This window comes from Noviherbaspirillum phoenicis (genome assembly GCF_047237965.1).
GTDB lineage: Bacteria > Pseudomonadota > Gammaproteobacteria > Burkholderiales > Burkholderiaceae_D > Noviherbaspirillum_A.
The window spans coordinates 2,367,881-2,380,397 of sequence record NZ_JBDFLX010000001.1 but is presented as its reverse complement, the minus strand read 5'-3'; the positions used below and the strand labels follow the sequence as shown (position 1 = coordinate 2,380,397).

13 protein-coding genes are annotated in these 12,517 nt (G+C 64.9%); 10 read left to right on the top strand and 3 right to left on the bottom strand.

Features of this window, described 5'->3' with window-relative positions; translation table 11 throughout:
- Positions 1 to 28: 28 nt before the first annotated feature.
- The 3 genes from aroQ to ABC383_RS10695 form a co-directional block, all read right to left on the bottom strand.
- On the bottom strand, positions 29 to 466 hold the full coding sequence (gene aroQ, locus ABC383_RS10705) for a type II 3-dehydroquinate dehydratase (RefSeq protein WP_194711759.1): 438 nt from the start codon (positions 464 to 466) through the stop codon (positions 29 to 31).
- Positions 467 to 548: 82 nt separating this feature from the next.
- Positions 549 to 1,070 (bottom strand): TlpA disulfide reductase family protein, encoded by a 522-nt coding sequence (locus ABC383_RS10700; protein WP_413013819.1) that lies wholly within the window; start codon positions 1,068 to 1,070, stop codon positions 549 to 551.
- A complete protein-coding gene (locus ABC383_RS10695; RefSeq protein WP_413013818.1) occupies positions 1,067 to 1,678 on the bottom strand; it encodes a hypothetical protein in 612 nt (203 codons plus the stop codon). Before ABC383_RS10695 ends, ABC383_RS10700 begins: the two co-directional genes overlap by 4 nt.
- A 78-nt stretch (positions 1,679 to 1,756) precedes the next feature.
- On the opposite strand from ABC383_RS10695, the gene mpl reads away from it, so the two are divergent.
- From mpl to ABC383_RS10645, 10 genes are all read left to right on the top strand, one after another.
- On the top strand, positions 1,757 to 3,145 hold the full coding sequence (mpl, locus tag ABC383_RS10690) for a UDP-N-acetylmuramate:L-alanyl-gamma-D-glutamyl-meso-diaminopimelate ligase (protein ID WP_413013816.1): 1,389 nt from the start codon (positions 1,757 to 1,759) through the stop codon (positions 3,143 to 3,145).
- Positions 3,146 to 3,160: 15 nt separating this feature from the next.
- On the top strand, positions 3,161 to 3,742 hold the full coding sequence (locus ABC383_RS10685; protein WP_413013815.1) for a YqiA/YcfP family alpha/beta fold hydrolase: 582 nt from the start codon (positions 3,161 to 3,163) through the stop codon (positions 3,740 to 3,742).
- On the top strand, positions 3,739 to 4,281 hold the full coding sequence (locus tag ABC383_RS10680) for a chorismate--pyruvate lyase family protein (RefSeq protein ID WP_413013813.1): 543 nt from the start codon (positions 3,739 to 3,741) through the stop codon (positions 4,279 to 4,281). Before ABC383_RS10685 ends, ABC383_RS10680 begins: the two co-directional genes overlap by 4 nt.
- Before the next feature lie 33 nt (positions 4,282 to 4,314).
- Positions 4,315 to 6,381, top strand: a complete 2,067-nt coding sequence (locus ABC383_RS10675; protein ID WP_413013812.1) for a ribonuclease catalytic domain-containing protein — start codon at positions 4,315 to 4,317, stop codon at positions 6,379 to 6,381.
- Between the two features lie 95 nt (positions 6,382 to 6,476).
- Complete coding sequence (locus ABC383_RS10670; protein WP_413013811.1) at positions 6,477 to 7,370, top strand: TonB family protein; 894 nt, start codon at positions 6,477 to 6,479, stop codon at positions 7,368 to 7,370.
- Positions 7,370 to 8,185: a shikimate dehydrogenase gene (gene aroE / locus ABC383_RS10665; protein ID WP_413013809.1), complete on the top strand. Its 816-nt coding sequence runs from the start codon at positions 7,370 to 7,372 to the stop codon at positions 8,183 to 8,185. The genes ABC383_RS10670 and aroE overlap by 1 nt, the downstream gene beginning before the upstream one ends.
- 3 nt (positions 8,186 to 8,188) lie before the next feature.
- Positions 8,189 to 8,878 (top strand): monofunctional biosynthetic peptidoglycan transglycosylase, encoded by a 690-nt coding sequence (mtgA, locus tag ABC383_RS10660; RefSeq protein WP_413013808.1) that lies wholly within the window; start codon positions 8,189 to 8,191, stop codon positions 8,876 to 8,878.
- Positions 8,879 to 9,206: 328 nt separating this feature from the next.
- A complete protein-coding gene (gene corA, locus ABC383_RS10655; RefSeq protein WP_194711604.1) occupies positions 9,207 to 10,172 on the top strand; it encodes a magnesium/cobalt transporter CorA in 966 nt (321 codons plus the stop codon).
- A 718-nt stretch (positions 10,173 to 10,890) separates the two neighbouring features.
- A complete protein-coding gene (locus ABC383_RS10650) occupies positions 10,891 to 11,316 on the top strand; it encodes a CopG family transcriptional regulator (RefSeq protein WP_413013807.1) in 426 nt (141 codons plus the stop codon).
- 21 nt (positions 11,317 to 11,337) lie between these two features.
- Positions 11,338 to 12,504, top strand: coding sequence for an extracellular catalytic domain type 1 short-chain-length polyhydroxyalkanoate depolymerase (locus ABC383_RS10645; RefSeq protein WP_413013806.1), 1,167 nt, complete (start codon positions 11,338 to 11,340; stop codon positions 12,502 to 12,504).
- Positions 12,505 to 12,517 lie beyond the last annotated feature (13 nt).

Sequence of the window (12,517 nt, the reverse complement as noted above, 5' to 3'; positions counted from 1 at the left end):
CTTGCCGATCGATTGCAATTATTGTGATTTATAGCTTTTTGAGCGCGAAATCGATCGCAGCACGGTAACCTTCGACCCCCAGGCCGCAGATCACGCCGACGGCGATATCGGAGAGAAACGATTTGTGGCGGAACGGTTCACGCTTGTGGATGTTGGAGATATGGATTTCCACGAACGGAATGGCGACGCCTGCCAGCGCATCGCGCAAGGCAACGCTGGTATGCGTCAGTCCACCGGGATTGATGATGATGGCGTCGACTTTTTCTAGGCGTGCCGCCTGAATCCGGTCGATCAATGCACCTTCGTGATTGCTCTGGAATGTCGCGATGACGGCATCAGCGGCGCCTGCCTGTGCCTTTGCTGCCTGTTCAACGTCCGCCAAGGTGGTCGATCCATACACTTCCGGCTCACGGGTTCCCAGCAGATTCAGGTTGGGACCATTGAGCAAGAGTAGATTTTTTGCCATCGAGGTGGATTCCAATTGACGAAGTTGGCGGCATTTTGCCGGTAAATCCTGAAGATTGGCAAGGAAAATGCGCCAAACTTGCTTACAAGGCGTTCAGGTCGCGCCGCAGCTCATCCATTTTCAGTCGTCCGAGATAGGTCTTTTTGACCTTGCCCGATGCATCCAGCAGTACGGTAAACGGCAGGCCGCCAGCCTGGTTGCCCAACTGTCGCGACAGTTCGGAGCCGTCGACGCCGGCAACGTAAAGCGGATAGGCAATCTGGTATTTCTCGGCAAAAGCACTGATGCTGGCCGGCTTATCGATGCCGATGCCGAGAATCTGGATGTTTTTGGACTGAATCTCCTTTTGCAGCGCGGTCAGCTCAGGCATTTCCTCGACGCAAGGCGCACACCATGTCGCCCAGAAATTCAGCACCAGCGCCTGGCCTTTCCATTTTGCCATGGCCACGTTGTCGCCCTTGGCATCCGGCAGCGTGCGGCTATAGAAACTGGCGCTGGCTTCGGGCTGCGCCGGCTGTGTGGCGAAGCGTTTGCTGCCGAACCAGGCGCCGGCCAGGCCAAACACGAGGGCAACGATCAGAAACGGCAGGAAACGCCGCTTCATTTGGCTTCTTTCTCGATCAGCGCGCGAACGGCGTCGATGTTGGCCCGTTCCGGGCGGTCCGGGTCGGCCGGCTTGCGCGCGGCGCGCAGGTCGTTGTAGTCGTACAGCGCCAGGTGGACGCCGTCATTGCCGCGCAGGAAGGACAGGGTTTCGACCGGGTCGCCGCGCTTGTGGAAATGCGGCGATTCCGATACATCGAACTGGATGTTCCGGTTCATCAGAAACACGGCGACATCCTTGGCGTTTTCCACGAACAGCTGGAGATGGATGTCCGACTGGTCGCCCGCGGTGCCGTTCAGCACGGCGCCGGTCAGGTAAGGCGAAAAGTCGGCAAGTTCGGTCATCAATTGCAAGGCCAGCTTGCGCAGGTGCAGCAGCCGCGCCGGCTGGGTGGCTGAAAAAAACAAGTCGTTATAAACCCGCACTTCATCCTCTATTTGTGCATTGTCGGGCAGAATATCGCCCCTGACCTTGACGTCGCCCAGGATCTGCCGGGCGGCGCGCCGCTTGGCGGTGCCATAGTCAGCGCCGTCTTCCGCGATCATGCGGGCTGCCGCTGCTGCAATTTCGGCGCGCAATAATTCGGTTTCCGTGGGGTGGCTACTCATGGTTTTCGGTATGTGGGGAGGCGGGCCTGGCGCGGCGGGTCGGGTAGAATCCCGGTTAATCCAATCCGAAATTGTACAATGCATATACATATCCTTGGCATTTGCGGCACGTTCATGGGCGGCCTGGCCGTGCTGGCACGCCAGGCGGGCCACAAGGTCACCGGCTGCGACGCCAATGTCTATCCGCCGATGAGCACCCAGCTGGAAGAGCAGGGTATCGCGCTGATCGAAGGCTTCGGCGCCGAGCAGATCGCGCTGCAGCCCGACCTGTACGTGATCGGCAACGTGGTGTCGCGCGGCAATCCGCTGATGGAAGAAATCCTGAACCGCGGCCTGCCCTATACCTCCGGCCCGCAGTGGATAGGCGAGCACATCCTGCGCCATCGCTGGGTGCTGGCGGTGGCCGGCACCCATGGCAAGACCACCACGTCCTCGATGCTGGCCTGGATACTGCAGGACGCCGGCTATGCGCCGGGCTTCCTGATCGGCGGCGTGCCGATGAACTTCGGCATCTCGGCGCGCCTGGGCGGCGAGGGCAGGGACGGGGAGTCCGCCTTCTTCGTCATCGAAGCCGATGAATACGACACTGCTTTCTTCGACAAGCGCAGCAAGTTCGTGCATTACCATGCGCGCACCGCGATATTGAACAACCTGGAATACGACCACGCCGACATCTTCCCCGACCTGGCTGCCATCGAGACCCAGTTCCATCACCTGGTGCGCACCGTGCCGGGCGTGGGCCGGCTGGTGGTCAATGCGCGCGAACCGGGGCTGCAGCGGGTGCTGGCGCGCGGCTGCTGGAGCGACAAGGAGCTGTTCGGCGCGCGCGACGCCTCCGGCTGGAGCCTGCACGAGCATCACGACGGCAGCTTCGACGTCTTCCTCGACGGCGAACTGCAGGGCACGGTGCAATGGAAGCTGTCGGGCGAGCACAACCGCCTCAACGCGCTGGCGGCGATTGCCGCGGCGCGCCATGTCGGCGTGCCGCCGGCGCAGGCCATCGCCGCGCTCGCGAACTTCGAGAGCGTGCGGCGGCGCATGGAAGTGCGTGGCGTGGTCGATGACGTCACCGTCTACGACGACTTCGCCCATCATCCGACCGCCATCGCCACCACCGTGGCCGGCCTGCGCAAGCAGGCCGGCGGCAATGCCCGCATCCTGGCAGTGCTGGAGCCGCGTTCCAACACCATGAAGCTGGGCGCGATGAAGGATGCGCTGCCCGACAGCCTGGCCGAAGCCGACCTCGTGTATGGCTATGGCGCCGCCAGCGGCAAGGACGCGCTGGGCTGGAGCCTGGCGGATGCGCTGGCGCCGCTGGGCGCGCGGGCGCAGGCGTTCGACGACATCGACGCACTGGTGACGGCGGTCGCGCGCGACGCCCGTCCGGGCGACCAGGTGCTGGCGATGAGCAATGGCGGCTTCGGCGGCGTCCACCAGAAGCTGCTCGACGCGCTGGCGCGCCGCTGAGAAACATCGCATTCCATGATCGTCTACCTGCACGGATTCCGCTCCTCGCCGCAGTCCTTCAAGGCGCGCCTCTTGGACCAGAAGCTGCACGCGCTGGGCCGCGGCGCGGAATATCTGTGCCCGCAGCTGCCGGCCTCGCCGGCGGCGGCGATTGCGCTGGCCGAGTCGCTGGTTGCCGGCCAGGCGCCGCATGACCTGACCCTGATCGGCTCGTCGCTGGGCGGCTATTACGCGACCTGGCTGGCCGAGCAGACCGGCTGCCGCGCAGTGCTGCTGAACCCGGCGGTGTCGCCGCCAGGCGATTTGGAAAAATATGTGGGCATCACCACCGGCTGGCATGACGGCCAGCCTTTCGAGTTCAAGCGGGAGTACATCGCCGAGCTGCAGGCGCTGGCGGTGCCGCAGATCAGCCGGCCCGAGCGTTACTTTCTAGTGGCCGCCACCGGCGACGAAGTGCTGGACTGGCGCGACATGACCCGTCACTATGCCGGCGCGCGGCAACTGGTAATACAGGGCAGCGACCACGGCCTGTCCGGCTTTGCCGACCAGATCGACGCGGTGCTGGCATTCTGCGACGGCGTGGAGCCGGCGGCGTGAACCGCTGGCTCGCCCATCTGCCGCCGGGCAGCGCGCCGTCGCTGCTGCGGCCCTGGCTGCTCGAACCCGGCTCCCTGACCGCCAGGCTGCAGGCGCATTGCCGGCAGTTCGACGTCAGGCTGCTGCGCCAGTCGCACGGCGTATGCCAGCCCGACCAGGCCGGCATGATCGGGCTGGCGCGCACGGCCCGGGTGCGCGAGCGTGAAGTGCTGCTGTGCTGCGATGGCGAACCGGTGGTGTATGCCCATACCGTCACGCCCCTGTCGTGCGCTGCCGACTGGCCCTTCTTCCAGCGACTGGGCCAGCGCTCGCTCGGCACGGCGCTGTTTTTCGATCCCCTGATTACGCGCGGCTGCCTGCAGCATGCGCGCCTCTCTGCGCGCCACGCACTGGCGCGCCGTGCCGCGGCCGCGGCGCCCGCGTGCGGGGAACAGCGGGTGCTGCATGCCCGCCGCTGTCTCTACCGACGGCACCGCGGGCTGCTGCTCGTGACTGAATTATTTCTGCCGACACTGGCACGACTGGCGCCACGGCGCTGATTCCCTTACCCGATACAAAACAGGCAGTGACTGATGAATTTATTTTTTGAAGAGTCCGGCGATTTCAAGGCCGGCGCGGTGTTATCCCAGCAGGGCGAGGCCTACCAGGTCGAACTGCCGACCGGCAAGCGGACCAAGGTCAGGGCGCGCGACGTGCTGCTGCAGTTCGCCGCGCCGACGCCGGCCGAGATGCTGGCCGATGCGCAGCGCATCGCCGATGAAGTCGACCTCGACTTCCTGTGGGAAGTGGCGGGCCAGGAAGAATTCGGTTTCGCCGAGCTGGGCGAGGAATATTTCGGCCACGCGCCGCAGGCGCATGAGGCGGCCGGCCTGGTGCTGAAGCTGCATTCGGCGCCGATCTACTTTCATCGCAAGGGCCGCGGCCGTTACAAGGCGGCGCCCGAGGCGACCTTGAAGGCGGCGCTGGCCGGCCTGGAAAAGAAACGGCAGCAGCAGCTGGTGCAGGCCGGCTATGTCGAGGAACTGAAGGCCGGCCGCCTGCCGGAGGCGATGAAGCCCATCACCACCCAGCTCCTGTTCAAGCCGGACAAGAACAGCATCGAGTACAAGGCGCTGGACGCGGCCGCGGCCGAGTTGCAGACCACGCCGCAGCGGCTGATGCTGTCGGTCGGCGCGATCGCCTCGCCCAAGGAACTGCATTTCACCCGCTTCCTGCTGGAGAATTTCCCCAAGGGCACCGGCTTTCCGGCAGTGTCGATCCCGGCGCGGCCATCGCTGCCGGTGGCCGACGTGCAGGCGTTTTCGATCGACGATGTCACCACCACCGAAATCGACGACGCCATTTCCGTCACCCGCCTTGAAGAAGGCAAGGTCCGTATCGGCATCCATATCGCCGCGCCCGGCCTGGGCATTTCCCGCAACGACGCCATCGACGCCATCGCCCGCCAGCGCATGTCCACCGTCTATATGCCGGGCGACAAGATCACGATGCTGCCGGACGAACTGGTCGAGGCCTTCACGCTGGCCGAAGGCCAGACCTGCCCGGCGCTGTCGCTCTACCTGACCCTCGACACCACGGACTGGAGCGTGATCGCCAGCGAGACCCGCAGCGAGGCGGTGCCGATCGCGGCCAACCTGCGCCACAACGACCTCGATGAACTGGTCACCGAGGACAACCTGGCCCGCAATGCCGGCGACTATCCCTACAAGGAAGAGATCGCTTTGCTGTGGCAGTGGGCGCAGGTGCTGGAACAGGGCAGGCAGGTCAAGCGCGAGTCGTTTGGCCTCAAGCCCGAGCAGAACAACCGCGTCGACTTCAATTTCTATGTCGAGGACGACATCGTCACCATCAGCCGCCGGAAGCGCGGCGCGCCGCTCGACAAGATCGTCGCCGAGCTGATGATCCTGGCCAACAGCACCTGGGGCAAGCTGATGCACGACCATGGCGTTCCCGGCATCTACCGGGCGCAGGGCGGCGGCAGCGGCGGCTGGGCCACGCGCATGCAGGTGCGCATGGTCACCCACGCGGCGCCGCACCAGGGCCTGGGCGTGGACCAGTATGCATGGAGCACTTCGCCGCTGCGCCGCTATACCGACCTGGTCAACCAGTGGCAGATCATGGCCTGCGTGCAGCATGGCGTGACCGCGCCGCTGGCCGCGCCGTTCAAGCCCAAGGATGCCGACCTGTTCGCCATCGTCTCCGCCTTCGATGCCGCCTATGCGGCCTATGCCGAGTTCCAGTCCTCGATGGAGCGCTACTGGTGCCTGCGCTGGCTGGCGCAGGAACAGGCGCGCCAGGTGGAGGCCGTGGTGCTGAAGGACGAGATCGTGCGCTTAGTCGACATTCCGCTGGTGCTGAAGCTGTCGGGCATGGCGCAGCTGGCGCGCGGCACCCAGGTCAAGCTCGACCTGCTGCGCTGGGACGAGGTCGACCTGTCGGTCGAGGCGCGTCTGCTGGAGGTGGAAGCCGGCCCGGGCATCGGCACCCTGGCCGAAGTCGAGGATGCGCTGGCCGACGAGGCCGAACTGGCGGCCGGCATGCCGCCGCTGGAAGCCGACCCGGCGCAGCAGACCGAGGCCGCCGAATCGGTGGAAGCGGGCGCGGATGCCGGCGCCGATGAAGCGCCGCCTGTTGCGTGAAACCGCCGGCAACGTGGCCGGCCGGCAAATCCCGGCCGCCCGTTTTGCCCTTTGGCGTAAAATCGACGTCCCGATGAAATCTGACTAAGCTGCGCGTGAAGCATTTTCTACAAGACCGCACCCTGGTGATCGCGGTCGTCATTTCCCTGCTGGTGCATGCCCTGCTGCTCGCCGTGCGTTTCGCCGCGCCCGAGCCGGTGCGCTTCAAGCCGGTCGATCCCGGCCTGGAAGTCATCCTCGTCAATGCCCGCCACGAGAAGAAACCGGTGAAGGCCGAGGCGCTGGCCCAGGCCAATCTCGACGGCGGCGGCAATGCCGACGCCGGCCGCGCCAAGTCGCCGCTGCCCAACCTGAAGAAGAGCGAGGACGGCGACAACATCAAGGCGGCGCGGCGGCGCGTGGCCGAGCTGGAAGAGCAGCAGAAGATCCTGGCGCAGAACGCGAAGCAGACCCGCACCAAGGCGCCCAAGACCACGCCGCAGGATACGCCCAGCGCGGCGCCGCCGACGCCGGCCGCGCCCGACGACAATGAGAACGCCCGGGCGCTGGCGCGCGCGGAGGCCGAGATCAACCGCCAGATGGAGGACTACAACAAGCGGCCGCGCAAGACCCAGATCACGCCCAGCACCCGCGAGGTCGGCTATGCGATGTATTACAGCCAGCTGCAAAAGCGCATCGAGAACATCGGCACCCTGAACTTCCCGCAGCAGAACGGCAAGAAGCTGTACGGCGAACTGGTGGTCTACATACCGGTGTTCCAGGACGGCACCATCTATGACAAGGAAGGCGGCCCGCGCGTGGAGCGCTCGTCGGGCAATCCGGCGCTGGACGAGGCGGCATTGCGCATCGTGCGCCGCGCCGCGCCCTTCGGCCGCTTCCCCGACAACATGCGCACCAGCGGCAAGGACGACGTGTGGGAAATCATCACCCGCTTCAAGTTCACCCGCGACGATGCGGTGCAGACCGAACTGCGTGGAGGAAGCAGCTGATGACTGACAATTACGTTGTGATCGGCAACCCGGTCGCCCACAGCAAGTCGCCCGAGATCCATGCGCGCTTTGCGCAGCAGACCGGCGAGGACATCCGCTACGAGCGGCTGCTGGCGCCGCTGGACGGATTCGCGCAGACCGTGGCCGACTTCATGCAGGCCGGCGGCCTGGGCGCCAACGTCACCGTGCCCTTCAAGCTGGAAGCCTATGCGCTGGCCACCGAGCTGAGCGTGCGGGCGCAGGCGGCCGGCGCGGTCAACACGCTGCGTTTTTCCGGCGACGTGATCTACGGCGACAACACCGATGGCGTCGGCCTGGTGACCGACATCGTGCGCAATGCCGGCGTGGCGCTGCAGGGCAGGCGCCTCTTGCTGCTGGGCGCCGGCGGCGCCGCGCGCGGCGTGCTGCTGCCGCTGCTGGACCAGCAGCCGGCGGAGATCGTGATAGCCAACCGCACGCCGGACAAGGCGCACCTGCTGGTGCAGGAATTCTCGGCGCCGCATGGCGTGCTGCGCGCCAGCGCCTTCGATGCGCTCGACGGCGTGTTCGACGTGGTCATCAATGCCACCTCGGCCAGCCTGGAACAGGCGCTGCCTCCGGTGCCCGCCGCCTGCTTCGGCGGCGCCACGCTGGCCTACGACATGATGTACGGCCGCGAGGCCACGCCGTTCATGCGCCTGGCCGAAAGCCATGGCGCCACCGCGCGCGATGGACTGGGCATGCTGGTCGAGCAGGCCGCCGAATCCTTCTTCGTCTGGCGCGGCGTGCGGCCAGACACCGCGCCGGTGCACCAGGCGCTGCGCGCGCTGCTGTAGTTCATGCTGAGGAAGCTGCTGTTCTGGCTGGTGCTGCTGCCGGTGGTCCTGGTGCTGGCGCTGCAGCTGTATTTCTTCGCGCAGATCTGGTGGTGGGTGGAGCACAACCCGACCTCCACCAGCTTCATGCGCCAGCAGCTGGCGGTGCTGCGCGAAAAGAATCCGAACGCCAGGCTGCAGTTCCAGTGGGTGGACTATGAGCGCATCTCGGGCAACCTGAAGCGCGCCATCATCGCCTCCGAGGACGCCAACTTCTCCGGCCATGAAGGCATAGACTGGGACGCGCTGCAGAAAGCCTACGAAAAGAACAGCAAGCGCGGCAAGGTCGTCTCGGGCGGTTCCACCATCACCCAGCAGCTCGCCAAGAACCTGTTCCTGTCCGGCGAACGCAGCTACCTGCGCAAGGGCCAGGAAGTGGTGATTGCCTACATGATCGAATACTGGATGGACAAGGAACGCATCTTCGAAATCTATCTGAACGTGGTGGAGTGGGGCAGTGGCGTGTTCGGCGCCGAGGCCGCCGCCCGGCATTATTACGGCACCTCGGCGGCCAGGCTGTCTGCCAGCCAGGCCGCACGGTTGGCGGTGATGCTGCCCAATCCGCGCTACTACGACCTGCACCGCGATTCGGGCTATCTGGCGCGCCGCACCGGCCTGATCCTGCGTCGCATGGGCTCGGCCGAACTGCCCTGAAAGCCGCATTTCACGCTGCATGCAACAGGCCTTGCGCCGGTCTGCATTGGCTTCCGGTTATGACTTGCCTAGGCATGGCCTTGTCAGTACACTTGCGCTGTTTTTGTTCCTGGAGACCCGACTTGGGTAGTCCTTATTCAGACATGCGGCCATCTTTGCATGGCCGGTTGGCGAGATAGCGCGCTGCATTCCCCAGTCGCCTCTCGCCAGTTTTGGTGGGCGGGCGCATCCAAAAGGCCGTATCGGCCGCGTTCCCTGATTTGTTATACACCCCTGGCGCATGCCGGGGGGCGCTGCGCTTGCGCGAGCGCTGCGGGCGGGAGGTCAGATGATCAATGTATTTGTGCTGCAAAACGGCCGGCTGAACCAGGTCAATATCAACAGCCGCGACGACCTGGTGCAGGCCGTGCCGGTCTGGGTGGACCTGACCGACCCCAATGATGAAGAGCGCAACTGGGTCCGCAGCATTTATGGCGTGACGCTGCCGGGCGAGGATGAGGTCAAGGACATCGAGGCATCGGCCCGCTATTACGAAGCCGAGAACGGCGACCTGCACCTGCGCACCGACTTCCTGCTGGAAGACGACGACGGCCCGGCGCGGGTGGTGACGGTGGCGTTCATCCTGGCGCGCAACATGCTGTTCTCGGTGCATACCGACGACCTGCCGGTGTTTCGCCTGGTGCGCATGCGCGCCCGCTCCCGGCCCGGCTCGATCGACGACTACAAGGATGTGCTGCTGGACCTGTACGCCACCGATGCCGAGTACTCGGCCGACGCGCTGGAAGGCATCTACCAGAGCCTGGAGGAAGTCAGCCGCAGCGTGCTGCAGAAGGACTTCACCGACCAGGACGCGGCCGAGTCGCTCAACGCGATCGCGCAGGAAGAAGACTTGAACGGCCGCATCCGCCGCAACATGATGGACACCCGGCGCGCGGTCAGCTTCCTGATGCGCGGCCGCCTGCTCAATGCCGACCAGTTCGAGGAAGCGCGCCAGATCCTGCGCGACATCGAGTCGCTCGATGGCCACACCGCCTTCCTGTTCGACAAGATCAACTTCCTGATGGACGCCACCGTCGGCTTCATCAACATCAACCAGAACAAGATCATCAAGATCTTCTCGGTGGCCTCGGTCGCCTTCCTGCCGCCGACGCTGATCGCCAGCATCTACGGCATGAACTTCCGGCTGCTGCCGGAACTGAACTGGGATTTCGGTTATCCGTTTGCGCTGGTGCTGATGGTGGCCAGCGCGATCACGCCGTTCTGGTATTTCAGGAAGCGCGGATGGCTGAAGTAAGGCGGTAAGGTCGTTGCCGCCGCGGTTTCTTCGTTCATGAAGCAGGCGGCTATTTAGCCTAGGAGCCTGCGCGGCAGAAGGAGGCTGCAACGCGCGAGAAAACGGTCCAGTTCGGTATCACCATCTGCGCCCAGGGGTCCACCCTGGGCTTGTTGGCACTACCAAACTGTCCTCGTTTTTCGCACGTTTCGCTTCGCCGCCTTCTGCCGCGCAGGCTCCTAGAACCTTATTGAAGACAGGAGGGGCAGGTCGTTGACTGTCTCCGCAATGCGGGACGCCCACTGACGATGCGCCGGCATGAACAGTCATTCATGCCGGCATTGCTGCGGTGCCGGGCATTCCCGCCTTGAAGACCGCGCATGCGCAAGCCGATCATCGGGCGCTGCACTACGGCGGCTACTTCGGCATCAACCTAACGGTACGGCAGCTACGCTCAGCCCGTTCCAATCCCAAGCCAGTCATTCATCGGCTTCCGTTTTCCAGTTCGTCCCCGCAGCCACGCCGTCGCATCTCCACGGTAGGCCGTGCCACGTCCCGCATCGCTTCGCTCAGACAACCCACCCAGCATCCACAACCAGAATGTGATGCATTCTTGCAATGTGAAAAAGGTTTGACACAGGCTTCACAGTCTATATACTCCATTTGGATGGTATATGGATTCCAAATAGATTCCAATAGGATGCCATGCAGAACCCAAGCCATGGAGAAGCCAACTTAAATGACACAGCCGACCGTACAGCCACCCCTGCCAGTCAAGGCAAACGACACTGAAAAGGTGACCATCAACCTGGGCCTGGTGGATCTCGGCCAGATCGACCTGCTGGTCCAGGAAGGTTTTTATACCAACCGCACCGACCTGATACGCACGGCCATACGCAATCAGCTGGTCGCCCATGCCGACGTGATACGCCAGACCGTCACGCGCAAGAGCCTGGTGCTGGGTCTGCAGCATTTTTCCCGCGCCGACCTGGAAGCCTTGCAGGCCGCAGGCCAGACGCTGCGCATCCAGGTGCTGGGATTGGCCACGATCGCGCACGACGTGACCCCGGAACTGGCGCTGGCCACTATCACCGACATTTCCGTCCTGGGCGCGCTGCATGCCAGCCCAGCCGTCAAGGCCGCATTGGCCGGGCGGATACATTAAACGAATTGAGGAAAGCACAACATGAACATCAACCAGCAATTCCTGGCGCAAATGCAGGAAGCAGCGCAACTGCTGCAAACAGAAGGCCCGATGGCGGCCACCGCCGCGATCCAGCGCGCCCTCAACGGCGGCGCAACACCTGCCGCGCCGCATGCCACTCCATCGGGCAAGGCGCAGCCTGATGGCCTGATCGACATCAACCCGGTCAACGCCGCATCCGGGGAGGCGCCCCAGCCGCCGCGCGCCGGCCTCTCGGGCCTGGCGCAGCGGCTGCGTGCCAGGATGGCCAGGGCAGGCGTGCAGGATGTGCAGGACGTGCAGCCCGGAGCCGGCGAGAGTCCGGAGCAACTCAAGGGCAAGTTCCTGAGCCTGACTGCCAGCACGACGTCGGGCAGCCGCACCTACAAGCTGTATGTACCGGCCAGCTATGCGCCGGGCGGCGCGCTGGTGGTCATGCTGCACGGCTGCAAGCAGCATCCGGACGACTTCGCCGCCGGCACCGGCATGAATGCGCTGGCGGAGGAGCAGGGCTGCCTGGTCGCCTATCCGGCGCAGTCGAAGAATGCAAATGGCTCCAACTGCTGGAACTGGTTCCAGGCCAGCGACCAGCGGCGCGAGCGCGGCGAGCCGGCCATCATCGCGGCCATTGCCCGCGATATCCTGCGCGACTACCAGGCCGATCCGGCGCGCGTCTATGTTGCCGGGCTGTCGGCGGGCGGCGCGATGGCGGCCATCCTGGCAAGCGAATATCCCGACCTGTTCGCCGCCGCCGGCATCCATTCCGGACTGCCGACCGGCGCCGCGCATGATGTGCCCTCGGCCTTTGCGGCGATGCAGAAAGGCGCGATGAAGGCGGGGCGCGCCGCCGGCATCCCGCTGATCGTGTTTCATGGCGACGCCGACAAGACCGTCCATCCGCGCAATGGGCAGGCGGTGCTGGCGCAACGCACCGCGGGCCGTGCCAGCGCGGCTACGCTAGAGAAGGGGAATGCGGCAAACGGCCGCGGCTATACCAGGGCGATACACCGCGACGGCGCCGGCAAGCTGCTGGCCGAGCACTGGACGGTGCATGGCAGTGGCCATGCCTGGTCAGGCGGCAGCCGGCGCGGCTCGTACACCGACCCGCAGGGCCCGGATGCATCGCGCGAGATGCTGCGTTTTTTCCTGGAGCACCGCAAGAACGCCTGACGGCAAGGGGTGA